At 66.4% G+C, this 24,896-nt stretch carries 26 protein-coding genes; 17 read left to right on the top strand and 9 right to left on the bottom strand.

Annotation, left to right across the window (positions count from 1 at the left end; all coding sequences use genetic code 11):
* The first annotated feature begins 241 nt into the window (after nucleotides 1-241).
* The 5 genes from IB261_RS07525 (at nucleotide 242) to IB261_RS07505 (ending at nucleotide 5,793) form a co-directional block, all read left to right on the top strand.
* Nucleotides 242-1,666 carry a gamma-aminobutyraldehyde dehydrogenase gene (locus tag IB261_RS07525; protein WP_192210088.1) on the top strand — a complete coding sequence of 475 codons (1,425 nt, stop codon included), beginning with the start codon at nucleotides 242-244 and terminating at the stop codon, nucleotides 1,664-1,666.
* Between the two features lie 336 nt (nucleotides 1,667-2,002).
* Complete coding sequence (locus tag IB261_RS07520) at nucleotides 2,003-3,865, top strand: FAD-dependent oxidoreductase (protein WP_192381818.1); 1,863 nt, start codon at nucleotides 2,003-2,005, stop codon at nucleotides 3,863-3,865.
* Between the two features lie 86 nt (nucleotides 3,866-3,951).
* The gene (locus tag IB261_RS07515; RefSeq protein ID WP_024766936.1) at nucleotides 3,952-4,428 is read left to right on the top strand and encodes an ester cyclase; all 477 of its coding nucleotides are present in this window, start codon (nucleotides 3,952-3,954) and stop codon (nucleotides 4,426-4,428) included.
* A gap of 49 nt (nucleotides 4,429-4,477) precedes the next feature.
* Complete coding sequence (locus tag IB261_RS07510) at nucleotides 4,478-5,440, top strand: methyl-accepting chemotaxis protein (protein WP_412548380.1); 963 nt, start codon at nucleotides 4,478-4,480, stop codon at nucleotides 5,438-5,440.
* Nucleotides 5,323-5,793, top strand: coding sequence for a PDC sensor domain-containing protein (locus IB261_RS07505; RefSeq protein ID WP_412548388.1), 471 nt, complete (start codon nucleotides 5,323-5,325; stop codon nucleotides 5,791-5,793). Before IB261_RS07510 ends, IB261_RS07505 begins: the two co-directional genes overlap by 118 nt.
* 51 nt (nucleotides 5,794-5,844) lie before the next feature.
* On the opposite strand, the gene IB261_RS07500 is transcribed toward IB261_RS07505, so the two are convergent.
* On the bottom strand, nucleotides 5,845-6,174 hold the full coding sequence (locus tag IB261_RS07500) for a hypothetical protein (RefSeq protein ID WP_081517779.1): 330 nt from the start codon (nucleotides 6,172-6,174) through the stop codon (nucleotides 5,845-5,847).
* A gap of 594 nt (nucleotides 6,175-6,768) precedes the next feature.
* Between IB261_RS07500 and IB261_RS07495 the strand changes: the two genes are divergently transcribed.
* The 3 genes from IB261_RS07495 to IB261_RS07485 are packed head-to-tail and all read left to right on the top strand — an operon-like array spanning nucleotide 6,769 to nucleotide 8,797.
* Nucleotides 6,769-7,521 carry a hypothetical protein gene (locus IB261_RS07495; RefSeq protein ID WP_192381816.1) on the top strand — a complete coding sequence of 251 codons (753 nt, stop codon included), beginning with the start codon at nucleotides 6,769-6,771 and terminating at the stop codon, nucleotides 7,519-7,521.
* Between the two features lie 38 nt (nucleotides 7,522-7,559).
* Entirely contained in the window at nucleotides 7,560-7,961 is a 402-nt protein-coding gene (locus tag IB261_RS07490; protein ID WP_192381814.1) for a TssQ family T6SS-associated lipoprotein, read from the top strand.
* A gap of 26 nt (nucleotides 7,962-7,987) precedes the next feature.
* Complete coding sequence (locus tag IB261_RS07485; protein WP_192381812.1) at nucleotides 7,988-8,797, top strand: hypothetical protein; 810 nt, start codon at nucleotides 7,988-7,990, stop codon at nucleotides 8,795-8,797.
* 88 nt (nucleotides 8,798-8,885) lie between these two features.
* Here the strand turns inward: IB261_RS07485 and IB261_RS07480 are convergent, their stop codons facing one another.
* From IB261_RS07480 to IB261_RS07470, 3 genes are all read right to left on the bottom strand, one after another.
* Nucleotides 8,886-9,992 carry an NADH:flavin oxidoreductase/NADH oxidase gene (locus IB261_RS07480; protein WP_081517775.1) on the bottom strand — a complete coding sequence of 369 codons (1,107 nt, stop codon included), beginning with the start codon at nucleotides 9,990-9,992 and terminating at the stop codon, nucleotides 8,886-8,888.
* A 197-nt stretch (nucleotides 9,993-10,189) separates the two neighbouring features.
* Entirely contained in the window at nucleotides 10,190-10,498 is a 309-nt protein-coding gene (locus IB261_RS07475) for a transcriptional repressor (protein ID WP_081517774.1), read from the bottom strand.
* 8 nt (nucleotides 10,499-10,506) lie between these two features.
* Complete coding sequence (locus IB261_RS07470) at nucleotides 10,507-11,127, bottom strand: hypothetical protein (RefSeq protein WP_081517773.1); 621 nt, start codon at nucleotides 11,125-11,127, stop codon at nucleotides 10,507-10,509.
* 307 nt (nucleotides 11,128-11,434) lie between these two features.
* Between IB261_RS07470 and IB261_RS07465 the strand changes: the two genes are divergently transcribed.
* Genes IB261_RS07465 through IB261_RS07455 form a run of 3 tightly spaced genes read left to right on the top strand, consistent with a single transcriptional unit; the run spans nucleotide 11,435 to nucleotide 13,457 of the window.
* Entirely contained in the window at nucleotides 11,435-12,619 is a 1,185-nt protein-coding gene (locus tag IB261_RS07465; protein WP_081517772.1) for a PepSY-associated TM helix domain-containing protein, read from the top strand.
* Complete coding sequence (locus tag IB261_RS07460) at nucleotides 12,616-13,140, top strand: PA2404 family protein (protein WP_081517771.1); 525 nt, start codon at nucleotides 12,616-12,618, stop codon at nucleotides 13,138-13,140. The genes IB261_RS07465 and IB261_RS07460 overlap by 4 nt, the downstream gene beginning before the upstream one ends.
* Nucleotides 13,137-13,457 carry a hypothetical protein gene (locus IB261_RS07455; RefSeq protein WP_081517770.1) on the top strand — a complete coding sequence of 107 codons (321 nt, stop codon included), beginning with the start codon at nucleotides 13,137-13,139 and terminating at the stop codon, nucleotides 13,455-13,457. Before IB261_RS07460 ends, IB261_RS07455 begins: the two co-directional genes overlap by 4 nt.
* Nucleotides 13,458-13,621: 164 nt before the next feature.
* Here the strand turns inward: IB261_RS07455 and recJ are convergent, their stop codons facing one another.
* From recJ to IB261_RS07440, 3 genes are all read right to left on the bottom strand, one after another.
* On the bottom strand, nucleotides 13,622-15,337 hold the full coding sequence (gene recJ / locus IB261_RS07450; RefSeq protein ID WP_081517769.1) for a single-stranded-DNA-specific exonuclease RecJ: 1,716 nt from the start codon (nucleotides 15,335-15,337) through the stop codon (nucleotides 13,622-13,624).
* A 67-nt stretch (nucleotides 15,338-15,404) separates the two neighbouring features.
* Nucleotides 15,405-15,944 carry a YaeQ family protein gene (locus IB261_RS07445; RefSeq protein ID WP_081517768.1) on the bottom strand — a complete coding sequence of 180 codons (540 nt, stop codon included), beginning with the start codon at nucleotides 15,942-15,944 and terminating at the stop codon, nucleotides 15,405-15,407.
* A 61-nt stretch (nucleotides 15,945-16,005) separates the two neighbouring features.
* Nucleotides 16,006-17,184 (bottom strand): GGDEF domain-containing protein, encoded by a 1,179-nt coding sequence (locus tag IB261_RS07440; protein WP_081517767.1) that lies wholly within the window; start codon nucleotides 17,182-17,184, stop codon nucleotides 16,006-16,008.
* A 260-nt stretch (nucleotides 17,185-17,444) separates the two neighbouring features.
* Here IB261_RS07440 and IB261_RS07435 point away from each other — a divergent pair, with 260 nt between their 5' ends.
* From IB261_RS07435 to vapC, 3 genes are all read left to right on the top strand, one after another.
* Nucleotides 17,445-18,644 (top strand): CaiB/BaiF CoA transferase family protein, encoded by a 1,200-nt coding sequence (locus IB261_RS07435; protein ID WP_192224865.1) that lies wholly within the window; start codon nucleotides 17,445-17,447, stop codon nucleotides 18,642-18,644.
* 203 nt (nucleotides 18,645-18,847) lie between these two features.
* Nucleotides 18,848-19,078 carry a type II toxin-antitoxin system VapB family antitoxin gene (vapB, locus tag IB261_RS07430; RefSeq protein WP_192381811.1) on the top strand — a complete coding sequence of 77 codons (231 nt, stop codon included), beginning with the start codon at nucleotides 18,848-18,850 and terminating at the stop codon, nucleotides 19,076-19,078.
* Nucleotides 19,078-19,482 carry a type II toxin-antitoxin system tRNA(fMet)-specific endonuclease VapC gene (vapC, locus tag IB261_RS07425; protein WP_151186206.1) on the top strand — a complete coding sequence of 135 codons (405 nt, stop codon included), beginning with the start codon at nucleotides 19,078-19,080 and terminating at the stop codon, nucleotides 19,480-19,482. The genes vapB and vapC overlap by 1 nt, the downstream gene beginning before the upstream one ends.
* 2 nt (nucleotides 19,483-19,484) lie before the next feature.
* On the opposite strand, the gene IB261_RS07420 is transcribed toward vapC, so the two are convergent.
* Nucleotides 19,485-20,171: a GntR family transcriptional regulator gene (locus tag IB261_RS07420; RefSeq protein ID WP_081517765.1), complete on the bottom strand. Its 687-nt coding sequence runs from the start codon at nucleotides 20,169-20,171 to the stop codon at nucleotides 19,485-19,487.
* A gap of 72 nt (nucleotides 20,172-20,243) precedes the next feature.
* The gene (locus IB261_RS07415; protein ID WP_045209895.1) at nucleotides 20,244-20,978 is read right to left on the bottom strand and encodes an SDR family NAD(P)-dependent oxidoreductase; all 735 of its coding nucleotides are present in this window, start codon (nucleotides 20,976-20,978) and stop codon (nucleotides 20,244-20,246) included.
* A 333-nt stretch (nucleotides 20,979-21,311) separates the two neighbouring features.
* Here IB261_RS07415 and IB261_RS07410 point away from each other — a divergent pair, with 333 nt between their 5' ends.
* From IB261_RS07410 to IB261_RS07400, 3 genes are all read left to right on the top strand, one after another.
* Nucleotides 21,312-22,340, top strand: a complete 1,029-nt coding sequence (locus tag IB261_RS07410; RefSeq protein ID WP_151186205.1) for an ABC transporter substrate-binding protein — start codon at nucleotides 21,312-21,314, stop codon at nucleotides 22,338-22,340.
* Nucleotides 22,341-22,458: 118 nt separating this feature from the next.
* Nucleotides 22,459-23,547 carry a phosphotransferase gene (locus tag IB261_RS07405; RefSeq protein ID WP_192381809.1) on the top strand — a complete coding sequence of 363 codons (1,089 nt, stop codon included), beginning with the start codon at nucleotides 22,459-22,461 and terminating at the stop codon, nucleotides 23,545-23,547.
* On the top strand, nucleotides 23,544-24,866 hold the full coding sequence (locus IB261_RS07400) for an aspartate aminotransferase family protein (RefSeq protein ID WP_192381807.1): 1,323 nt from the start codon (nucleotides 23,544-23,546) through the stop codon (nucleotides 24,864-24,866). The genes IB261_RS07405 and IB261_RS07400 overlap by 4 nt, the downstream gene beginning before the upstream one ends.
* The last annotated feature ends 30 nt before the right edge of the window (nucleotides 24,867-24,896 follow it).

Raw genomic sequence — 24,896 nt, 5'->3', positions numbered from 1 at the left:
CCGTGCGCCCCTCACCCTAACCCTCTCCCGAGGGAGAGGGGACTGTCCGGTGCAGGAGGAAACCAAGGTTTCAGCCGGCACGAATAGCTCCCTCTCCCTCTGGGAGAGGGCTGGGGTGAGGGAAACCCGCGGCACCGATATCAACAGAACCCCTCAGGCCCGCCACCCCAAACCGGCAGGCCCCTAAAAAGAAACACCCCAACCGAATTTGCACCACGCTCCTGAACAAGAGGACTCAACCATGCAAACCAACCTGCTGATCAACGGCCAACTGGTCGCTGGCGAAGGCGAGAAGCTCGCCGTCCTGAACCCGTCCCTGGGCACCACCCTGGTGGAAATCGCCGAGGCCACCCCGGCCCAGGTCGACGCCGCCGTGCTGGCCGCCGACGCCGCCTTCGACAGCTGGTCGCAGACCGCGCCGAAGGATCGCTCCCTGCTCCTGCTGGCACTGGCCGACGCCATCGACGCCAACGCCGAGGAACTGGCCCGCCTGGAATCCAACAACTGCGGCAAACCCTACTCCGCCGCGCTGAACGACGAACTGCCGGCCGTGGCCGACGTGTTCCGCTTCTTCGCCGGCGCCTGCCGCGTGATGCAGGGCTCCGCCGCTGGCGAATACCTGCCGGGCCACACCTCGATGATCCGCCGCGACCCGGTGGGCGTGGTAGCCTCCATCGCACCGTGGAACTACCCGCTGATGATGGTCGCGTGGAAACTCGGCCCGGCCCTGGCCGCCGGCAACACCGTGGTGCTCAAGCCCTCCGAGCAGACCCCGCTGACCGCCCTGCGCCTGGCCGAACTGATGGCCGGCATCTTCCCCGCCGGCGTGGTCAACCTGGTGTTCGGCCGTGGCCCAAGCGTCGGCGAGCCGCTGACCACCCATCCGAAAGTGCGCATGGTGTCCCTGACCGGCTCGGTCGCCACCGGCAGCCGCATCATCGCCGGCACCGCCGACACCGTGAAGCGCATGCACATGGAACTGGGCGGCAAGGCCCCGGTGCTGATCTTCGACGACGCCGACATCGACGCCGCCGTGGAAGGCATCCGCACCTTCGGCTTCTACAACGCCGGCCAGGACTGCACCGCCGCCTGCCGCATCTATGCGCAGAAAGGCATCTACGCCAAGTTCGTGCAGAAGCTCGGTGAAGCGGTGGCCAGCATCCAGTACGGAGAGCAGGACGACCCGAATACCGAGCTGGGCCCGGTCATCACCGAGCAGCACCTGGAGCGTGTCGTCGGCTTCGTCGAGCGCGCCCGCCAGGTGCCGCACATCGAAGTGGTTACCGGTGGCAAGCGTGCCGACCGCCCGGGCTTCTTCTTCGAGCCCACCGTGCTTGCCGGCGCCCGCCAGGACGACGAAGTGGTCCGCCGCGAAATCTTCGGCCCGGTGGTTTCGGTCACCGAGTTCGAGGACGAAGCACAGGCGCTGGCCTGGGCGAACGACTCCGACTACGGCCTGGCCTCCTCGGTATGGACCAGCGACATCGGCCGCGCCCATCGCCTGTCCGCCCGCCTGCAGTACGGCTGCACCTGGGTCAACACGCACTTCATGCTGACCACCGAGATGCCCCACGGCGGCATGAAGCTGTCGGGCTACGGCAAGGACATGTCGATGTACGGCCTGGAGGACTACACAGCCATCCGCCACGTAATGATCAAGCACTAAAACGACCGGCTGCGCGTCGGCAGTACAGCGTTGCAACGTAGCGCAGCGAAGTAACAGCCAACGGCTGGCCCGTAGGGCGAGCGAAGCGAGTCAAACGGGGGCGGGCCCAGTCATTTACAGCTCGTAAACTCCTGGGCCCGCCCCCGTTTCCGCCTCGTCCTGCTCTAGCTCGCGCGGTCGTTGGCTCCTCGCGCCATCGTAAAGATCCAAAGCCTCAAAACGGCGCCCCGCTCGACCGGGACCGCCGCGCGGCCACGCATGCCGCACTCCCTTCCGGATGGAAGGGCATAACCATGACAGCCCGTACCCCGGGCCATCACCTTGCAAGGACTTCCCATGACCATCACCCGCCGCGACTTCCTCAACGGCGTTGCCCTCACCATCGGCGCGGGCCTCACCCCGCTGCAACTTCTCCAGGCCGCCCCCTCCGGCCGCTACTACCCGCCCGCCCTCACCGGCATGCGCGGCAGCCATCCCGGCGCGTTCGAGGTCGCGCACCAGATGGGCTGGGAGAAGAAGGTATTCGACACCGATGGCCTGAAGATCGAGGAGCACTACGACCTGGTGGTGGTCGGCGGCGGCATCAGCGGCCTGTCCGCGGCCTGGTTCTACCGGCAGAAGCACCCCAAGGCGCGCGTGCTGATCATCGAGAACCACGATGACTTCGGCGGCCACGCCAAGCGCAACGAATTCCAGGCCGGCGGGCGGATGATCCTCGGCTACGGCGGCAGCGAAGCCTTCCAGTCGCCCAAGCACCTGTACAGCGACACGGTCAACAACCTGCTCAAGCAGCTCAACGTCGACGTGGACCGTTTCGAGACCGCCTTCGACCGCGACTTCTACCCGAACCTGGGCCTGTCGCGCGGCGTGTTCTTCGACAAGGCCGGCTTCGGCGAAGCGAAGCTGGTGTCCGGCGACCCGACACCGATGGTGGCCGACGACATCGCCCCGGAAAAACTCAACGCCCGCAGCTGGCGCGCGTTCATCTCCGACTTCCCGCTGCCCGAGGCCGACCGCCAGGCGCTGATCGACCTGCACGAAGCGCCGAAGGACTACCTCGCCGGCAAGACCCGCGAGGAGAAGGAAGCGCACCTGGCCAAGACCAGCTACCAGGACTTCCTGCGCAAGGACGTGGGCCTGAGCGAAGCGGCCACCCGCTACTTCCTCAGCCGCACCAACGACTTCTCGGCGCTGAGCATCGACGCCGTTTCCGCGGACTCGGCCTACTCCGTGGGCTTCCCCGGTTTCGCCGCCATGGACCTCTCGCCCATAAGCGAGGAAGCCAAGGCGGAGATGGAAGAGCCGTACATCTACCACTTCCCCGACGGCAACGCCTCGCTGGCGCGCCTGCTGGTGCGTGGCCTGATTCCGGGCGTGGCGCCGGGTAAGGACATGAACGACATCGTCCTGGCCACCTTCGACTACGCCAAGCTGGACCAGCCGAAGAACGCCGTGCGCCTACGCCTGAACAGCACCGCAGTCAGCGTGAAGAACCGCGATGGCGGCGTGGACGTCGGCTACAGCCGCGCCGGCGCCCTGCATCGCGTGCGCGCCAAGCACTGCGTGCTGGCCTGCTACAACATGATCATCCCCTACATCCTGCGCGACCTCTCCGCCGAGCAGAGCCACGCCCTGGCGCAGAACGTGAAGTTCCCGCTGGTGTACACCAAGGTGGTGATCCGCAACTGGCAGAGCTTCATGAAGCTGGGCGTACACGAGATCTACGCGCCGAGCCAGCCATACAGCCGCGTGAAGCTGGACTACCCGGTGGACATCGGCGGCTACAGCCACCCGCGCGATCCGAACCAGCCCATCGGCCTGCACATGGTCTACGTGCCCACCAGCCCCAACGCCGGCATGGACGCACGCACCCAGGCCCGCGTCGGCCGAGGCAAGCTCTACGCCATGCCTTTCGAAAAGATGGAAGAGATGATCCGCGACCAGCTGCAGGCCATGCTCGGCCCGGCCGGCTTCGACCATCAGAAGGATATCCAGGGGATCACCATCAACCGTTGGTCGCACGGCTATTCGTACTTCTCCAACAGCCTCTTCGATGATGAGGAAGAGAGCGAAAAACTGATGAACCTGGCTCGTACCAAGGTCGGCAACGTCACCATCGCCAACTCCGATGCCGCCTGGGACGCCTATGCCCATGCGGCCATCGACGAAGCCTGGCGCGCGGTGGGCGAACTGTCCTGACAGACCCGGCGCCACGCCCAGCGTGGCGCCACACCTAACGGCCGTCCGGCCGACAACCCGCGGGCACGCCCGCAACGGAGGCAAGCATGCGTCACCTCGTCAGAGCGTTTTACCTGCTGTCGCTGTTCACCTTTGCCGGCCTCGTACAGGCTGCAGAGTCGCCCAAACAGATCGTCGATGCCTACATGGCCGCGTGGAACGCCCACGATGCCGAGAAGGCCGCCGGCTACCTGGCCAAGGATGCGGAGTACTTCGACGTCACCGTCGGCACCCCGCAGAAGGGCCGCGATGCCGCGCGCGACAACGTGATCAAGGTGTTCGTGGGGGCCGTTCCGGATCTTACGTGGAAGATGAACGGCAAGCCGATCGTCGACAAGGACGGCATCGCCTTCCAGTGGACCTTCAGTGGCACCAACACCGGCGCCTGGGATGCTCAGACCCCGGCGACCAACAAGCCGCTGTCGTTCGACGGTGTGAGCTACGTGAAGGTCAAGGACGGCAAGATCGTCTACCAGGGCGACTACTACGACGCCCTGGGTCTGCACAAGCAGCTCGGCTGGTAAGCGGCATCCGGTAGCGCCTTTGTAGGATGGGTGGAGCGCAGCGATACCCATGTTGTGTACGCAAGGAGCGATGGGTATCGCTGCGCTCCACACCATCCTACGACCTGCGCCTTGCCACAGATCCGCCTCTCGGGGGTGCGTCTGCCACAACAAGAAAACGATCCCTCGCCTACCTCTGCCCTCCTCCGCCACTGCAGTGTCCCAAGCCATGTCAATCACACTCGAACCACGGCCCGCCAAGGCCGAAGACAGCTCCAGCACCCGCTCCACCATCGACCAGGTCAAGCAGCTGATCGCCGACCTCAACGTGCGCTGGACCGAGATCAGCAAGGTCTCGGAAGTCATCAAGCAGATCGCCAGGAACACCAACCTGGTGGCGCTCAATGCCGCCATCGAAGCCGCCCGCGCCGGGGAAAGCGGGCGCGGCTTCGCGGTGGTCGCCGATGAGGTGCGCCGCCTGGCGACCCAGTCGGCCAACGCCACCGCCGATATCGGCAACGTCGTCGCCTCGATCAAGAGCGAGAGCGCCCGAGCCCTGGCCGATGTCGAGCAGGCCGAGCACTCCAGCCTGCTGGACACCGTCCGCGTGGTGCTCGCCAGCGAGACCCAGCGGCTGGAGGCGAGCTTCGCCGTAATGGCCACCGCGCTCTACGGCCTCAAGCACTTCATCCTCGGCATGAAGAGCCGCAACCTCGGCCCGCAGCGCGAGCAGATCGACGCGGTGATGCACGAGTACCTGACCCGCAACCCCGAGCTGCTGGCCTTCGCCTGCGGTTGCGAACCCAACGCCTCGACGGCCGCGACCGCGAGTTCATCGATGCCCCCGGCCACGACGCCAGCGGGCGCCTCATGGCCTACTGGCACCGCGGCAGCGGCGTGGCCCAGCGCGAATGCCTGGTCGGCTACGACAAGGCCGACGGCAGCGGCGACTGGTACCAGATTCCCCGCGACAAGGGCCGCGACGTGTTCATGGAGCCCTACGAGTACAGCGTCGGCGGCAGCACCGTGCTGATGACCTCGTTCATGTCACCGATGTATTCCAATGGCCGCTTCCTCGGCATCCTGGGCGCCGACTACACCCTGCACCAGCTGCAGGAAAGCCTCGGCAAGCTGAGCCCGATGGGCAATGGCCAGTACGCGCTGCTGTCCAACGCTTGCGTCTACGTCACCCATTCCGACGCCAGACGCCTGGGCGACAAGGCCGGCGAGCTGCCGCAGGAAGCACGCAACGCCATCGCCCAGGGCCGCTGCTGGGAACAGGTGAAAGGCCGCCGCGTGCAATTGCTGCAACCCATCCGCGTGGGCGACAGCGATGCGCCCTGGGCGCTGATGATGAGCTTCGAGCTGGCGCAGGCCGGCGAATAGGGCATCAACCTGCAGGAGTGCGCCATGCGCGCCCCTGCAGGGGAGTTCGGATCACGTCCGCTCGGGCAACTCGGTGATATGGATTTCCGTCACCAGCGACGGCTTCACCAGCGGCGTGCGCGACAGCAGCGGGCAGAAGCGCGCCAGCGCGCCGATCAGCTCCCACTGGGTGTCCAGGGATTGCGCCAGCACATCCACATCCGCCAGCACCCGCTGGCCCACGCGCTGCAGGTGCGGATCGGGGCTATGGCCGAGCTCCACCGACAACTGGGTGATCAGCGTGCTGAGGTTGGACATGTTGCGGGTGGCGAGGGCGAGGATGTTCGCCAGCAGGGCGATTTCCGATTGCGGGATGACAGCAGGCGTTGCAGAAGCGTCCATGCGTGCTCCAGTGGTGCTCTGAGGGGTAGTGGCGCAATCCTTGCGCGAGCGCGGTGAGAGTAGCATCACAGCGCCACCGTGCGACAGATATCACATTTCATTTCTTTTCCTGACCTTTCGGTCACGCCTCCCGAACTGGCGTTCCGGAAGCTGCCGCAAAGCGCGACCTGATCCTCAAATCCCCACCCCGGCGACGGAAACCACCCAGGGCATTTGAGCCGTGGAAATCGGCTTTCTATGATCCGCGGCCATTTTTCGAACATTGAATGCCTGCTTCTCGTCGTGCACGGCAACGCGCTTCCAGCACGAGGCCAGGCCTCTTCTCTACCCCCTTGAAGATGCCGCCCGATGGAATCCACCTCGAACGCTTCCCGCCCCCATGACACCCGGACGCCTCCGGGCACTGAGCATGCCGGTTCTACTCCCATCGATGCCCTGAGTTCCTGGGACGGCCCGGGCACCGCCTACACCCTGGCGCCACGCCCCGCGGTTCCTGTACCGATTTCCGCCCAGCCTGCCGTTCAGAGCGCGCCGCAGGAACCACCCGAAGCTTTACCAGCCCCCCACTCCTCCCTGCCCACACCCGGACCATTGGTGAACTGGCTGCTGATCGTCGGCGTTGCCGTCTGTGTGCTGCTGGTGGCGCTGTGGAAAGCCGGAACATTCGACAACCCGATCGCCGCCCCCGCCCCGACAAACCACGAGGCTAGCCCCCCGCCGCCTGTGCAAACACAGCCCGCGGACAAGCCGCTGGAAAGCACCGTGACCGTTACCCAGGAGCCCATGGACGACGAGCTGGAGCAGGCGCCGTCCTCCGCGCCCGTTGTGGATGAACTGCCCGACCCGGCGGCTCATGACCACCAGCTCCCATCCGACGCCAATACCATCAGGCCAGCCGCACCCGATGCGCAGAACGTAGAAAAGCCAGCACCTGCACCTGCACCTGCACCTGCACCTGCAACAGCCCCGTCCCCAGCAAAGGTTTCGGCGCAAAAGCCTGCGGAACGCAGGCAACCAAAACCCACTACGCCTGCCATCGCGGCGCAGAAAGTACGCCCGCTGCCCACCGACGCAGTGGTCATCACCGGCACCAGACCGGCCAGCCCGACCAGACCGCGCAGCACGCCGGCGCCAGCCACGGCCGGTACGCTGATCGTCGCCGTGCAGCCGTGGGCCGAAATCTGGATCGACGGCCGCAAGCGCGGTATCAGCCCGCCGCAGTTCAAGCTGCAACTGCCACCCGGCGTCTACACCGTCGAACTGCGCAACCCCGACCTGCCCGGCTACAGCCAGAAGGTGCAGATAGTCACAGGACAGTCGGTGACGCTGCGGCACAGCTTCCAGTGAGTGCCGGCAGCCCCCTTTTCCCGCATACGGACCGCCCCATGAAGACTCTGCACACTCTGTCGGCCTCGCTGCTGGTCGCCTTTCTGGCGCTGGCATCAGGCTGCCGGAGCCACCTCGAAGCACCGCCTGCGCCGCAAGCAGACGACACCCAGGCCAACGCCGAGAGCACCTTTGCCGAAGGCCTGCGGCTATATGAAGCGGGGCACTACTACCTGGCCGAGGAACAGTTCCTCGCGCCGCCCCTGTGGGCCGGCGATGCTCAGGTACAGCTGAAGGCGCTCAAGTACCTGGCGTTCAGTTACTGCGTGACCGAGCGGCCGATCCAGTGCCGCTTCGCCTTCGACCGCGCCCTGCAGATCGACCCGACCTTCCACCTGGGAACCGCCGAAGCGAGCCATCCCCTCTGGGGCCCGGTGTTCGTCCTGGCGGCGCGCCGTTGAACCTCCCCCCCGATCGCGAGGCCCCCATGCCCTTCACTCACCGATCAGGCCGCTTTGGCCTGGTGCTTGCCCTTCTGGGCGTGCTGCCGCTCGCCCAGGCCGACACCCATGAAAGCCTGAACGCCGCCGTCGAGAGTCTCTGGAGCGGCGAACAGGTCTCCATCAGCGTGCTGAGTTCCAGCTTCACCCAGCAGGCGTCGAAGGCCGGGACCGAGTACCGGACCGAGGTGAAGAACGCACCGGTCTACCTGCAGACCGCCGGGGAATCCGCCTGGGTGGTCGCGGGCCGGACACGCTTCAATGCCATCGCCACCCCCTGGGGCAACTTCCCCCGGCTGGACATGCGCAACGCCCGCCTGCTGGCAATCGACCTGCCGAAAAAGCACTACCAGGTACTGGCCAGCCCCGGCGCCGGTCTGTTCAGTGTCGGCGACTGGCAGCGCTATGGATTTCTCCAGGTGATCGACGTCAGCACTCCCTCCGCACCTTCCCATTACCCGCTCTACACCGACGCCGACGTGGGCGAGCGCGCACTGGGGCGCCTGGCAAACTCCCCGGTGCTCAACTATGCGCGCCTGGTCCCCGCCAGCCGCAGCAAGGCCGGAGAGATCGACGCTTATGAGGTCTCGCTCTACGCGCTTGGCCGCAAGGGCCCGGAGCGCGTGCTCAGGGAGGGTGTTCCGCTGGCCTACCTGCTCAGGCGCGAAGGCGACAGCTGGAACATCGACAGCGTGGACCGCACGCCGGTGACGACGGCACGGGACGAAGAGCATCGCCCGTTCACCACCCCGCTTCGTCCGGCGCTGTTCTCGGTGAAGGAAGACGGCCCGCAGTAAGCGGCCACCGCACGGGCTGCCGCTGACTCATCGGTGGCTGGCAAAGGTGGGGAGCACGCGGTTCTCGCCCGCGTGCTCCGACCAGGCGTCAAACCTGTCCGTAGGCCTTGCGCTTGGGCGTACCGCGTTGCGCGGCGCGCAGGTACTGCGCCGGCCACGGCACCTGCTGGCCGCCCAGTTCATCGGCGGCGTGCAGCGGCCAGTACGGGTCACGCAGCAGTTCGCGGGCCAGCAGGATCAGGTCGGCCTGCCCGGTGCGCAGGATGTGCTCGGCCTGCACCGGCTCGGTGATCATCCCCACGGTGCCGCTGGCGACGCCCGCCTCCTTGCGCACCCGCTCGGCAAACTGCGTCTGGTAGCCCGGCCCCACCGGAATTTCGGCGTTCACCGCGGTACCGCCGGAAGACACATCGATCAGGTCCACGCCCAGGTTCTTCAGACGGCGCGCCAGCTCCACCGTCTCGTCGGGGTTCCAGCCGTCCTCCACCCAGTCGGTGGCGGACAGGCGGACGAACAGCGGCAATTCCTGCGGCCAGACCGCGCGCACGGCTTCGGTCACTTCCAGAAGGAAGCGGATGCGGTTCTCGAAGCAGGTGCCGTACTGGTCGCGGCGCTGGTTGGAAAGCGGCGACAGGAACTGGTGCAGCAGGTAGCCGTGGGCGGCATGTACCTCGGCAATCTTGAAGCCGGCCGCCAGCGCGCGCTCGGCGCCGCGCACGAACTGGTGCTTGATGGTCGCCATCTGCTCTTCGCTCAGGGCGATCGGCGCGGTGTGCTGCGGGTCGAAGGCGATGGCCGAGGGCGCCACCGGCGTCCAGCCGCCTTCGCTGATCGGCACCGAACCGTGCTTGCCCAGCCACGGCGCCCAGGTGCTCGCCTTGCGGCCGGCGTGGGCCAGCTGCACGCCGGCCACCGCGCCCTGGGATTCGATGAAGCGGGTGATGCGCCGTAGCGGCTCGACCTGTTCGTCATTCCAGATGCCCAGGTCCTCGGCGCTGATCCGCCCTTCCGGGGCGACCGCCGTGGCCTCGACTATTACCAGACCGGCGCCGCCCACGGCGCGGCTGCCCAGGTGCACCAGGTGCCAGTCGTTGGCCAGGCCGTCCTGGGCGGAGTACTGGCACATGGGGGAAACGGCGATGCGGTTGGACAGGGTCAGCTGGCGCAGGGTCAGGGGCTCGAACAACTGGCTCATGGTGGCACTCCCTCTCTGGTCTTCAGATCTTGTCCTACAACTGTAGACCGGGATCGCCTAAGGATAGGCCCAGATGATAGGTGGCTCGGTCGTAGCCGGGACACCTGCAACCGGAAGGAAATGCCGCCCCCCTTGCAGGAGCGCGCCATGCGCGCGATCGCGGGCATGGCCCGCTCCTGCTGGGAGCTTCGCCGCGGTCAGTGCAACTCGTTCGACTTGCCCATGGCCGCTACCGCGCCGGGTGCCAGGCTGTAGCGCTTGTTGGTGTCGCGCTCGAGCAGGCCGGAGAGGTGCAGCCGACGCAGGGTCTGGCTGACGCAGCTAAGGGAGATCGGCAGGCCCGGCTCCTCCAGATAGGCGTGCAGCTCGACCGCGGTCGCCTTGCCGCAGATCACCAGCGCATCGAGGATATTCAGCCGTGGCAGGCTGCTGCGCAGGCCGGCGTGCTCCAGCAGTTGGCGGGCCGGGCGCGGCAGACGCGGCTGCACCGGGGTACTGACTTTCATCGCAGCTCTCATGGGCGCACCTCGAAAGACAGTGTGGAAACGTGGATCACGCTGTCATAGCGCTTGCCCTCGATACTGGCGCCGCCGTTGACCTGGGCGGAGACCTCCAGCACGTAGCGCGCCGGGAACGGCGTGATCAGGGTCACCGTGCCGTCCGCCGCCGGTTTCAGGCTGCGGGTCCACTGCTCGGAGGTGTACACGTTGACCTGCGAGGCCGGCACCACGGTGCCTTTCCAGTGCAGGGCGAAGGTGTTGCCGCCGGGCGTGGTGGGCACCAGCTCAAGATCATTCTGCGCCCGGGTTTCGGTCCGCCCCTCGCGCGCCTGATAGATGGTCAAAGTGCCACCCTCGGCCCGCTGGGCGGCAACCCGCAGGTCGCCTGCCGGAGCGCTGGCAATCTCGAAGGAGTCGATGCCGGCCTTCATTGGCGCGGTCTTGCCATCGCCCAGCACGACACGGGGGTTCTGCAACTGGGCCACCGGCAGGTGCTCGCCGGGCTGCAATTCGCTGAAATAGCTTTTCGCGCTCTGGCCTGCACTGCGTTCCAGCCACAGGTAGTCCGCGTTGGCCAATGGCGCGCAGCTCAGCGCCAGGGCCAGCAGCACGGGCTGGCGAAGGGAAACGTTCATGCGGGGGGATTCTCCTGTCTGGGGCGCTACTCGAAAGAAACGTCGCTCGCATCCGTTGCGAATCGATCGCTTTCACATAACAAGACGGATGAGCCGCGAAAAACACGCACAGAAATTGTGTAAAGAAATCGAAAAGGCCGGGAAACCGGCGCCGAAACATTTATTTGCAACTGCACATGGCCGGTTTTTCGATCTCATCCGTCCTTACTCCTAGAACACCGCTGCTCCTTTGGTGTCTTCGCGCCTCGTCGGCCCTGTCCGACGGGGGGCCTTTTCCTTTGTCCCCTTTTGCGTGGCCGTGATTCCCATGTCCAAGAAATCCCGCTCCAGGCTCTGGTTCCTGGTCCACAGCTGGCTGGCCCTGCCCATCTGGTTCTTCGTGTTCCTGGTGTGCATCACCGGCACCCTGGCCACCGTGAGCCAGGAAATCATCTGGCTCGCCGACCCCACCGTGCGTGCCAACCCGCCAGACGACAACGCCCAGCGCCTGGGCTACGACCAGGTGCTCGCGGCCATGGCCCAGCAGCAACCGCAGGCCGCCGTGCGCATAATCAGCGCGCCCACCGAAGCGCATTTCGCGCTGCGGGTCAGCGTGACCTATCCGGACAGCGCTACCGCCATGCTCTACGTGAACCCCTACACCGGGGTCATCCAGGGCAAGATGCCGCTGTTCGACTTCCGCCAGTTCACCCGCGCGCTGCACGGCTGGTGGCTGGTGCCGTTCAGCCACGGCTTCAGCTGGGGCTGGTACCTGGTCTCGCTGCTCGGCCTGCCGATGCTGGCGTCGCTGGTCACCGGCCTTGTGGTGTACAAGCGCTTCTGGCGCGGCTTCCTCAAGCCGACCCTGCGCCTGCGCCAGGGCGCGCGCATCTTCTGGGGCGACATGCACCGGCTGATGGGCATCTGGTCGATCTGGTTCATCGCGGTGATCTCCATCACCGGCACCTGGTTCCTGATCCAGGCGACGCTGTTCGACAACAGCATCTCCATCTCCAGCGAGGGCGTGCCGACCATCATCCAGCGCGACAGCATCCCCGTGAGCGCAGACGGCAAGGCGCCGCCGCGCATCGGCCTGGACGCCGCCGTGCTGGTTGCCCAGCAGCGCATTCCCGGCTTCGAACCGAACTTCTTCCGCCTGCCCTCCAGCGCCTACGACCCGGTGACCATCTTCGGCAAGGCCTGGTATCCGCTGATGTTCGAAAGCGCGCAGGTGAACCCCTATGACGGCAGCGTGGCCTCGACCCGCCTGCTGGGCGACCGCACTGGCCTGGAGTTCGTCACCGAGTCCATGCGCCCGCTGCACACCGGCGATTTCGGCGGCGTGTGGGTCAAGCTGATCTGGTTCGTGTTCGGCCTGATCCTCAGCATGATGGTGCTCAGCGGCCTGATGATCTGGAGCAAGCGCACCCTGATCGCCACCGCCAAGGAACTGAAGAAACAGAAGGCCCGCGAGCGGATCCTCGTCGCAGCCACCCCGGAGGCCAGCCAATGAGTGGCAATAGCAAGCTGCGCCGCCAGTGGCTGCGCTGGCGATTCCACCTCAGTGCCCTGCTGGTGCTGATCCCGCTGGGCTTCATGCCCCACTACTTCCACGAGGCGAAGCTCGACCGTGGCCTTCGCGGGCTTGGCGAACGCGAGATCGGCGCCGTCCAGGTCGGCCCATGGACCGCGCGCATGGCCGAATGGGAAGTGGGCGAGCCCGAGGACGAAGGCCGCGCCGGCTTCGTCAAGGCCTTCACCCTGGCCTTCTGCGACAGCTGTTATCCCCAGGTGAAAGCCGCCTACCTGCGCATCGGCCAGCCGCGCAGCCTGCGCGCCGCCGGCGGGCTGTTCGCCGGTGCGCGTCACCAGCAGTTCGCCGAGGTCACCATCCCGCCCCGCGTCACCCCGGCCGATGAGCTGTGGCTGACCGTGGAAGGCTGGGACGGCGCCGTGCACCAGGCGCAGATCCCCTTGGACAAGGCCTCGCCCTCGCTGGTGGCCTGGCTGGAAAAGACCCGGAGCAACCGATGAAAGCGATCCTCAAGTTCAGCGCCATACTGCTCGGCCTGAGCGCCAGCGCCAGCGCCCTGGCCCACGCGCCCTACTGCGAATGCACAGCACTGGATGCGCAGACCATCCGCTGCGTCGGCGGCTTCACCGACGGCAGCGCCGCGCCGGGCGTGACCCTGGACGTGATGAGCAGCGACAACCAGGTGCTGATCCCCGGCAAGCTGGGCGCGGACTCCAGCCTGACCTTCAAGCGGCCGAGCGGGGATTTCTACATCCTCTTCGACGTCGGGCCGGGGTACATGGTCGAGGTTGATCCGAGCGAGATCAAAGGCATCTGAGGCGTATATCGACGCGCCCATTGCAGGAGCGCGCCATTCGCGCGATCGCGGGCATGGCCCGCTCCTACAGGTCAGCTACGGCGTTTCCGTCAGCGTAGGAGCGAGCTTGCTCGCGAACCCGTCCCGGCAGTGGAACAACCGGCAAGCTCGCTCCGGCAAAAGACTCAACGTGGCGCGATATGCGCCACCATCAGTTGCACCGTCTCGTTGCCGCGGAACTCGTTGACGTCCAGCTTGTAGGCCACTTCCGCCCAGCGCACGGTGGGGTTCGGCCAGATTTCGCGGTCGATGTTGAAGGCGATGGCGTCCAGCTGCAGCGAGCCGCATTCGGTCTTGAGCACCAGCTTCAGGTGACGCTCGCCAACCACGCGCTGCTGGACGATCTGGAAGATGCCGTGGAACAGCGGCTCGGGGAAATGCTGGCCCCAGGGCCCGGCCTGGCGCAGGGCGCGGGCCAGTTCCAGGTGGAACTCCTCGGCGCCCAGCTGGCCGTCGGAGAGCAGGCGGCCGGTGAGGTCTTCTTCATCCAGCTGGCGGCGCACCTCGGCGTCGAAAGCGGCGGCGAAGGCACCGAAGTTTTCCTGCGGCAACGACAGGCCGGCGGCCATGGCGTGGCCACCGAACTTGCTGATCAACCCCGAATGACGAGCAGCCACGGCGTCCAGCGCGTCGCGGATATGGAAGCCCGGCACCGATCGCGCCGAGCCCTTGAGCGTGCCGTCGCCGGCATCGGCAAAGGCGATGGTCGGACGGTGGTAACGCTCCTTCAGGCGCGAAGCGAGAATGCCGATCACGCCCTGGTGCCACTCCGGGTCGAACAGGCAGAGGCCAAAGGGCATCTCCTCCACCGGCAGTTCCTTGAGCTGCGCCAGCGCCTCGCGCTGCATGCCCTGCTCGATGGCCTTGCGGTCCTGGTTGAGCTGGTCGAGCTGCACTGCCATGTCGCGGGCGACGCTTTCGTCTTCGCAGAGCAGCAGCTCGATTCCCAGGGACATGTCGTCCAGGCGGCCGGCGGCGTTCAGGCGCGGGCCGAGGATGAAGCCCAGGTCGGTGGAGGTGATTCGCCGGCAATCGCGTCCGGCCACTTCCAGCAGCGCACGCAGGCCCGGACGGGCGCGGCCGGCGCGGATGCGCGCGAGGCCCTGGTGCACCAGGATGCGGTTGTTGGCGTCCAGCGGCACTACGTCGGCAACGCTGCCCAGGGACACCAGGTCGAGCAGCTCGGCGAGGTTCGGCTCGGCGATGCCGCGCGCGGCGAACCAGCCGCGCTCACGCAGGCGCGCGCGCAGGGCGAGCATCACGTAGAAGATCACGCCAACGCCGGCCATGGCCTTGCTGGGGAAATCGCACCCGGGCTGGTTCGGGTTGACGATGGCGTCGGCGGCGGGCAGTTCCGCCCCCGGCAGGTGGTGGTCGGTGACCAGTACGCGCAGGCCGGCGGCCTTGGCAGCGGCGACGCCGTCGATGCTGGAGATGCCGTTGTCCACGGTGACCAGCAGTTCCGGGCGCTTCTCCAGCGCCACCGCGACGATCTCCGGGGTCAGGCCGTAGCCGTACTCGAAGCGGTTGGGCACCAGGTAATCGACCCACGCCGCGCCGAGCATGCGCAGCGCCAGCACGCCGACGCTGCTGGCGGTGGCGCCGTCGGCGTCGAAGTCGCCGACATAGAGAATCCGCTGGCCCTTTTCCAGCGCATCGACCAGCAGTTCCACCGCCGCGTCCACACCCTTGAGCTGCTGGTACGGGATCAGCCGCGCCAGCCCCTTGTCCAGCTCGGCGGCGCTCTGCACGCCACGGGCGGCGTAGAGACGGGTCAGCAGCGGCGGCAGGTCGCCCAGGTTGGGCAGGGTTGGCGGGAGGGGGCGGGATTCGATGCGCATGGGTGTTCCAGTCGATTCATTCAGGCGCCGATCCCGGCGCCCTGGTTACAGCAGGTACAACGAGCGATCAGCGCTCGCCCATCAGCCATTCCACCTGGAGCTCGTGCTGGCCGCGTTCGTCGGTCACAAAGATGGTTCCTTCGCTGATCATCACGGTCCAGTTGATCGAGCGCGGCAGGTCGCGGGAGATTTCCTCCAGCGCCTCCTGGGGCATGGCGACGACGTTGAGGTTCTTCAGGTGGCGCACCGTGTCGAGAACCTTGGTGGTCCATACGCGCAGGTTGCCGTAGGCGACCAGGGTCAGCTTCTCGCAGCGGCGCGAGCACCAGGTCAGGCGCTCGGCGTCGGGCTGGCCGACTTCGATCCAGTGCAGCACACGGTCGTCCAGGCTCTTTTCCCAGAGCGAGGGCTCTTCCACGTCCGACAGGCCGCGCCCGAATGCCAGTTGCTCGTTGTACCAGATGACGTAGGCGAGCAGGCGCACCGCCAGGCGCTCCTCGGTTTCCGAGGGATGGCGGGCGACGGTGAAGCGCAGGGTCTCGTAGACCCCACGGTCGAGGTCGGTCAGGCTGATATCGGCTTTGTAGGGCGTGGCGGACAGGGCCATGGGGGTTCCCGGCGAATTTTCGAAGGCGGCAAGTCTACCGCGAAAGCACAGGCGCCGTGGCTTATGTCCGTGGACGCCGGTCGGCTCCCGGCTCCGGCGCGGCCAGTTCGATGCGGTTGCGACCCTTGGCCTTGGCGGCGTAGAGCGCCTGGTCGGCCAGCGACAGCAGGCGCAGCAGGTCATGCCCGGCCTCGCGCGTGGTAGCAATGCCGATGCTGACGCTGAGCTGGCCCTCGGCCATGAACGGCAGCTCGGCGAACTCGCGGCGCACCCGCTCGGCGACCTGGCAGGCGCCTTCGGTATCGGCGGCCACCAGCAGGCAGGCGAACTCTTCCCCGCCGATGCGGGCGAACTGGTCGTGCTTGCGCATCCGCGAGGCAGTGATGCGACTGAACTCCACCAGCACGCGGTCGCCGGCCGGATGGCCGAAGGAGTCGTTGAGGCGCTTGAAGTTGTCCAGGTCGCAGAGCAGCAGCGAGGCCTGTTCACCGCGCTCCACGCACAGGCGCAGCAGGCGCTCGCCGGTCTCCATGAAGGCACGGCGGTTGCCCACGCCGGTCAGCGGGTCGCTCAGGGCGGCGCTGCGGAACTGCAACTCGGCGCGCTCCTTGACCATCGCCAGGGTGGCGAAGGCAATACCGATAGCGAACAACATGGTCTCGAAGACCAGGAAGGTGAAGAAGGTCGAGCCCTGGCCATTGTCCGCCACGCTCTGGAACGGCATGCCGCGATCCACCACCAGACGCACGCCGTAGACCAGCGTGTGGAAGATCAGCAGCGCCAGGGTCGGGCGCAGCTCCACTTCCAGCTTGAGGCGGCTGCGCCAGAGTTCGGCGATGGACGCCAGGCAATAGACGATGGTGATCGCCGTGCTGACCAGCACCCGCGCCGCGAGGGATTCATAGAAGGCCGGGACGAGGCAGAGCACCGCCCAGAACGCCGCGCCTGCACCGATCAGCGGCCAGTTCGGCTTGCGCCCGGCAAACACCCGCATGGCCGTCCAGGTCATGGCCGAACACAGGTGCAGGACGACATTGCCCAGCAGGATCGCCACCCAGTCGATGCCCATGCCGCGCAAAGTAGCGAGCAAGGTGCCGACGGCTCCCAGCAGCAGCGCGGCGCTCATATAGCCCAGGGTAGGGTCGCGGCGGCCGCTGTGCCAGGCGAAAGCCATCAGCACACCGACCAGGGTCAGCACATACAGGTCGACGACTACCAGCGTCGGCAGGTTCAGCGTCATGCAGCCCCCTCGCCACCCGCCTGCGCGCATTCGTCGGGGAATGCCGCCAAGCCAAGGGGCTGTCTGGAAGTGGGCGAGCGCATCACGGTATACCTGTCCGAAAACCGGCGGGCTGAAGTCAGAAACATCCTTGAATGTCGCTACTCTACGCGCGCCAAAGGTCGGCGCAAAGCACCGTTGCCAGGCGTCTGCCCGGCGGCCTGTTCGAAGCGGCGCACAAGCGTTAGAGTCCGGCGATTCCTCTCTGATCGGACAGACCGATGAACAGCACCGCCAAACCCCTCGCCGGCCTCAAGGTCATCGAACTCGGCACCCTGATCGCCGGCCCCTTCGCCTCGCGCCTGTGCGCGGAATTCGGCGCCGAAGTCATCAAGGTCGAGTCGCCCGATGGCGGCGACCCGCTGCGCAAGTGGCGCAAGCTCTACGAAGGCACGTCGCTGTGGTGGTTCGTGCAGGCGCGCAACAAGCGTTCGCTGACCCTGAACCTCAAGCACGAGTCCGGCCGCGAGGTGCTGAAGAAGCTGCTGGCCGAGGCTGACATCCTGATCGAGAACTTCCGCCCCGGCGTGCTGGAGAAGCTCGGCCTGGGCTGGGACGTGATCCACGCGCTGAACCCGAAGCTGGTGATGGTGCGCCTGTCCGGCTTCGGCCAGAGCGGCCCCTACAAGGACCAGCCGGGCTTCGGCGCGGTCGGCGAGTCGATGGGCGGGCTGCGCTATATCACCGGTTTCGAGGACCGCCCGCCGGTGCGCACCGGCATCTCCATCGGCGACTCCATCGCCGCGCTGTGGGGTGTGATCGGCGCGCTGATGGCGCTGCGTCACCGCGAAGTGAACGGCGGCGCCGGGCAAGTGGTCGACGTGGCGCTCTACGAAGCAGTATTCGCCATGATGGAATCCATGGTCCCGGAGTTCGACGTGTTCGGCTTCATCCGCGAACGCACCGGCAACATCATGCCCGGCATCACCCCCTCCTCCGTGCACACCACGGCCGACGGCAAGCACGTGCAGATCGCCGCCAACGGTGACGCCATCTTCCGCCGTTTCATGACCGCCATCGGCCGCCTCGACCTCGCCGAAGACCCGAGCCTGGCCAGCAACGACGGCCGCGATGCGCGCCGCGACGAGCTGTACGGCATCATCGACCGCTGGGCGCGCTCCGAATCGCTGGATACCGTGCTCAAGGTGCTCACCGAAGCCGAGGTGCCGGCCAGCCGCATCTTCTCGGCCGAGGACATGTTCAGCGACCCGCAATTCCTCGCGCGGGAGATGTTCCTCTCGGCCAAGCTGCCGGACGGCAAGTCCTTCCGCATGCCCGGCATCGTCCCCAAGCTCTCCGACACCCCCGGCAGCGCCGAGTGGATCGGGCCGAAACTGGGGGAACATACGGATGAGGTGCTGACCGGGCTGGGCTACGACGCAGCGGCCATCGCGGCGCTGCGCAAGGATGGCGCGGTCTGATTTTTTGCTGCTTGCAGGAGCGGAGCTTCTCCGCGAAATCCCGTCGCAACCGGGACAGGCGCCGCTGGCTTGGCGGCCGGATCGCGGATAAATCCGCGCCTGCAAATGTCGAACTCCTACACTCGTCGCAACGTATATCCCATTGACATATCCCACCTGGAAACTAGCATGACACCCATCAGCCACCTGAAGGGAGGTTCGTCATGGAACAAGGCTCCGTTTTCCAGAGCAATCGCAGCCAGGCCATTCGCCTGCCAAAGGCCGTGGCCTTGCCCGAAGAAGTGAAACGCGTCGATGTGGTCGCCTTGGGGCGCACGCGCATCATTACCCCGGCGGGCGAGTCCTGGGATAGCTGGTTCGACGGCGACAATGTCTCCGCCGACTTCATGAGCGAGCGGGAACAGCCTGCCGATCAGGAGCGCGAGGGTTTCTGATGCTGAAGTACTTGCTGGATACCAACATCTGCATATTCACCATCAAGAACAAACCCGAAGCCGTGCGCGAGGCCTTCAACCGCCATCACGGTCAGCTCTGCATCAGTTCGGTGACCTTGATGGAGTTGATTTACGGCGCAGAGAAGTCCTCGGCACCGGAAAGCAACCTCGCGGTTGTGGAAGGGTTCGCTGCCCGGCTGGAGGTTCTTTCCTACGACTCCGGCGCCGCTGCACACACAGGCCAGTTGCGTGCGGAGCTGGCGAAAGCAGGAAAACCCATCGGCCCTTATGACCAGATGATTGCCGGGCACGCCCGCTCTCTTGGCCTGATCCTGGTCAGCAACAACCTTCGCGAGTTCGAACGCGTGCCCGGGCTGCGCGTCGAGGACTGGGTCTCGGCGTAGGCTCAGCCCGCCTCCTGCTCCGGCTCTTCGGTCTGGGCGATGAACTCCAGCATCTTCTCGCTGCCATCCAGCAGGTCCGCGTGGATCGCCTCGCGGGCGGCGGTGCCGTTGCGTTCGCGCAGGGCACGCAGGACATCCCAGTGGTGTTCGATGGCCATGCGCTCGTTGAAGTCGGCGTAGGCCTGGGCGATCAGCGGGCCGGTGCGCATCCACAGACTGTCGAGGAAGGCGCGCAGCAGCGGCATGCCGGCGATGTCGGCCAGGGCGAAGTGGAAGGCCTGGTTGAGCTTGAGCGCCAGCACCAGGTCATCGGCGTGGATCGCCTCGAGGTTCTCGCGGATGTTGGCTTCCAGCTCGTCCAGTTGCCCGTCGCTGGCGCGCTCGGCGGCGGTCTCGGCGGCCAGGCCTTCGAGCGCCACGCGGATGCTGCGGATTTCCAGGTACTGCTCGCGGGTGAGCAGCGGCACGCGGATGTCGCGCGGGGTCTTCAGTACCAGCGCCTGCTCCTTGGCCAGTTGCAGGATGGCGTCGCGCACCGGGGTGACGCTGGTGCCCAGCTGCTGGGCCAGGTCGCGGATGCGCAGGCGGTCGTCAGGCTTGAAGCGACCAGTGATCAAAGCCTCGCGCAGCAGCGCGTAGACGCCGCTGCCAAGGTAGGAGTGATTCAGGCCTTCGATCGGGTAGTTCATCGCTTTCTCATCGCGTGCTGCGGCATTTCCGGCGCGCATGATGCGGATTGAGCGCGCTGGATGCCAGCAGGATCACACATGCTGGCCGCCGTTGACGTGGATTTCCGCACCATTCACGTAGGACGCGCCGCTGGTGCAGAGGAAGTGGATCAGCGAGGCGACCTCCTCCGGCTTGCCCAGGCGGTGCATGGGAATGTCGCGCTCGACGATCAGCTCGGTGCCCGAGGACAGGATGGCCGTGTCGATCTCCCCCGGCGCGATGGCGTTGACGCGCACGCCGTGCGGGCCGAAGTCGTGGGCCATCTCGCGGGTCAGCGCCGCCAGCGCGGCTTTCGAGCAGGCGTAGGCGGCACCGGCGAACGGGTGCACGCGGGAGCCGGCGATGGAGGTGACGTTGATCACCGAGCCCTTGGCCGCCTTCAGTTCGTCGAACAGGCCGCGCGCCAACAGCGCTGTGGAGAACAGGTTGACGTTGAACACCTTGAGCCAGGTGCCGTAGTCGCTGCCCAGCACGCCCAGGCGCTCGCCTTCCGGGCCCTTGGGCGAGATGCCGGCGTTGTTCACCAGCGCATGCAGGCTACCGCCGAGCTTCTCGCGGATCATCGGCAGGCTGGCCTGGACGCTGTCGATGTCTTCCAGGTCCAGGTGGATGTGATTGATCAGCCCTTCGGCCCAGGGGCATTCGGCGCTCCAGTCCTGGCGCGAGGCGGTGAACACGCGCCAGCCGGCAGCGTTGAAGTGCTTCACCGTGGCATGGCCGATGCCGCGGCTGGCGCCGGTGAGCAGCAGGGTGCGGGTCTGGTTCATGGTGCTTCCCTCTCAAGTCTGAGCCGCTGTCTGCGCCACCCATCGGGGCGCGCGATCTGTGAACATCCGTGAAGCGATGGCGCCAATAAAAACATGATGCATCATGTTTTGGAAGGTGTTTTAATCGGCTCAGCTTGGTCCTACAACGAGCTATCCGAACAACAACAAGAAACGGAGCACATTCCCATGATCGACCTCACCCGTTCCGCCCGCTCTTCTCCCTGATGTCCGAGGGCGTATCAGCCGGCCTTTCAGCTTGGCCTGGCGCAGCGCCCCACTCTTGAAGCTGCCCTCTTATTCATGGGCCGGATTGGCCCGCTCAGGAGTCATCGCATGTTCAAGAAAGCCATAGCACTGATGATGCTGGCCGGCGGCGCCGCCCAGCTGCATGCCGAAACACTCACCGTGGTGTCCTTCGGTGGAGACAACAAGGTGGCCCAGGAAAAGGCCTTCTACAAACCCTTCGAGCAGCAGGCCAAGGTCACCGTCCAGGGCGCCGAGTACAACGGCGAGATGGCCAAGATCAAGGTCATGGCCGACACCGGCAAGACCAGCTGGGACGTGGTCGAGGTGGAATCCCCGGAACTGATGCGCGGTTGCAGCGAAGGCCTGTTCGAGCAGCTCGACTGGTCGAAGCTGGGCAAGCGCGAGGACTTCCTCGACGCCGCCGTCAGCGACTGCGGCGTGGGCATCTTCATCTGGTCCACGGTGCTCACCTACGACGCCAAGAAGCTTGCGAGCGCGCCCACCGGCTGGGCCGATTTCTGGGACGTGAAGAAATTCCCCGGCAAGCGCGGCCTGCGTCGCGGCGCCAAGTTCACCCTGGAGTTCGCCCTGGAAGCCGACGGCGTGAAACAGGCCGACCTGTACAAGGTGCTGGGCACCAAGGAAGGCGTGGACCGTGCGTTCAAGAAGCTCGACGAAATCAAGCCGTACATCCAGTGGTGGGAAGCCGGTGCGCAACCGCTGCAGTGGCTGGCCGCCGGTGACGTGGTGATGACCAGCGCCTACAACGGCCGCGTCGCCACCGCGCAGAAGGAAGGCCGCGACTTCGCCATGCAGTGGGACGGCAGCATCTACGACCTGGACCACTGGGCCATCGTCAAGGGCAGCCCGAAGAAGGAGCTCTCCGAGCAGTTCATCGCGCTGGCCAACAAGCCCGAGCACCAGAAGGTCTTCGCCGAGAACATTCCCTACGGCCCGACCAACAAGAACACCATCCCGCTGATCGACCCGGCCATCGCGCCGAAGCTGCCCACCGCGCCGCAGAACCTGGCAAACGCGCGCGCCATGGACACCGAGTTCTGGATCGACCACGGCGAGGAACTGGAACAGCGCTTCAACGCCTGGGCGAGCAAGTAACACCGGCGACTCCCGCCCGGCCCCGCGCCGGGCGGGAGCAACCAGCTCACTGAAACAGCGCAATACCGTTGCACCGCTGAACCCTGCTTGACCCGTTATCCCTGCTGGAGAAGTACCCGTGCCCCTCAATACCGCTCCCGTCCACGATCACCTGCTGGAAGCGGCCCCCGCCCAGGTGAGCGACGCCCAGGCCGCTGCCATCGCCGAGGAATACTTCGGCCAGCACGGCACGCTGCACCGCCTCGCCGGCGAGCGCGACCTGAACTTCCATATCGCCCACGGCCATGGCGACGACCGTCTGCTGAAGCTCTCCCACCCGCTGGAAGACCCGCAGGTCGTGGACTTCCAGACCCGCGCCCTGCTCCGCGTCGAAGCGCAGGACCCGACCCTGGCAGTACAGCGTGTCTACCCCTCGCTCAATGGCGAGCACCAGATTCCCATCGAAGTCGACGGCCAGCCGATGATTGCCCGGCTGTTCTCCTTCGTCGACGGCGTCCCGCTGCACCGTGTCGCGCAACGCAGCCGTGCCCTGCGCGAGAACCTGGGCGACGACCTGGCCCGCCTGGGCCTGGCGCTCAAGGGTTTCGAGCACCCGGCCACCGCCGGCCATGAACTGCTCTGGGACCTCAAGCACGCCTCGCGCCTGCGCAACCTGCTGACTTACATCGAGGACCGCGAGCAACGCGCTCTGGTCGAACGCTTCCTCGACAACTTCGAGCGCCACGCCCTGCCCCACCAGGCCACGCTGCGTGCCCAGGTCATCCACAACGACCTGAACCCGCACAACGTCATCGTCGACGCGCAGCACCCGGACCAGGTGCGCAACATCCTCGACTTCGGCGACATGGTTCATGCGCCACTGATCAACGACCTCGGCGTCGCCGCCGCCTACCAGGTGGGCGAGCCGGACGCACCGCTGGGCACTGCCTGCGAGATGATCGCCGCGTACCACCGCCGCTGCCCGCTGCTGGCCGAGGAACAGGAAATCCTTCCCGACCTGATCGCCACACGGCTGATCATGACCCTGAGCATCACCGCCTGGCGCGCCAGCCTGCACCCCGAGAACCGCGACTACATCCTGCGCAACACCCGCCACGCCTGGCAGAGCCTGCAAGGCCTGGCCGGCCTAAGCCGGGAGCAGGCGCAGGAGCAGATCGCCGCCGCCTGCGCCCCTTCAAGCGCGAATCAACAGGAGCCCCGCCCATGACCATGCCCAACGGATTCAGCGCCGCCGATGCCGAGCGCCTGAGCGAACAGGAGCGCCGCCTCATCGAACGCCGCGCGCGCCTGCTCGGCCCGGCCTACCGGCTGTTCTACGAGCGCCCGCTGCACACCGTGCGCGGCGAAGGCGTGTGGCTCTACGACAACCAGGGCAACCGCTACCTCGACGCCTACAACAACGTTGCCTCCATCGGCCACTGCCATCCGCGCGTGGTGCAAGCCATCGCCAGCCAGGCGGCAGTGCTGAACACTCACACGCGCTACCTGCAGGAAGGCATCCTCGACTACGCCGAAGACCTGCTCGCCACCTTCCCCGACGGCCTGGACCAGGTGATGTTCACCTGCACCGGCAGCGAGGCGAACGACCTCGCCCTGCGCATCGCCCGCCAGTACACCGGCGGCACCGGGGTGATCATCACCCGCTTCGCCTACCACGGCGTCACCGGCAGCATTTCCGAGCTGTCGCCGTCCCTCGGCGCCGGCATCACCCTCCCCGCCCACGCGCGCACCGTGATTGCACCGGACGCCTACCGGCTGGGTGCGGAGAACGTCGGCAAGCGGTTCGCCGATGACGTGCGCGCTGCCATCGCCGATATGCGCGCCCACGGCATCAAACCCGCTGCGCTGCTGCTTGATGGCATCTTCGCCAGCGACGGCGTGCTGGCCGGCCCGGCCGGCTTCCTCGCCGAAGCCGTGAAGGTCGCCCAGGACGAGGGCCTGCTGTATATCGCCGACGAAGTGCAGAGCGGCTTCGCCCGCACCGGCGACGCCATGTGGGGCTTCCAGCGCCACGGCGTAAAGCCGGACCTGGTCACCCTCGGCAAGCCCATGGGCAATGGCCAGCCCATCGCCGGCGTGGTGGTGCGCCCGGAAATCCTCGAAAGCTTCGGCCGCGAGGTGCGCTACTTCAACACCTTCGGCGGCAACCCGGTGTCGTGCGCGGCGGCCCAGGCAGTGCTCGACGTGATCCGCGACGAGAAACTGCAGGAGCGCTCTCAGCGTATCGGCGCCTTCCTCGCCGACGGCATCCGCCAGTTGGCCGAGCGCCATGAGCTGATCGGCGATGTGCGCGGCGCGGGGCTGTTCCTCGGCGTCGAACTGGTCACCGACCGCGCGTCGAAGTCTCCCGCCGCCAACCAGACCCGCCAGGTAGTCAACGGCATGCGCGAGCGCGGCGTGCTGATCAGCGCCGCCGGGCCCCTGGAAAACATCCTGAAGATCCGTCCGCTGCTGGCCTTCGAGCAGGAACATGCCGAGCTCTTCATCGACTGCCTGGACAAGTCGCTGAAGGACGTCACTGCCTGACACTCTCCTCCTTCAGAAACGACGCGGGCC

It is taken from the genome of Pseudomonas sp. PDM20, from assembly GCF_014852575.3.
Classification (GTDB): domain Bacteria; phylum Pseudomonadota; class Gammaproteobacteria; order Pseudomonadales; family Pseudomonadaceae; genus Pseudomonas.
Note: the sequence above shows the minus strand (reverse complement) of the source record. Positions and strands in the feature narration are given on the sequence as shown.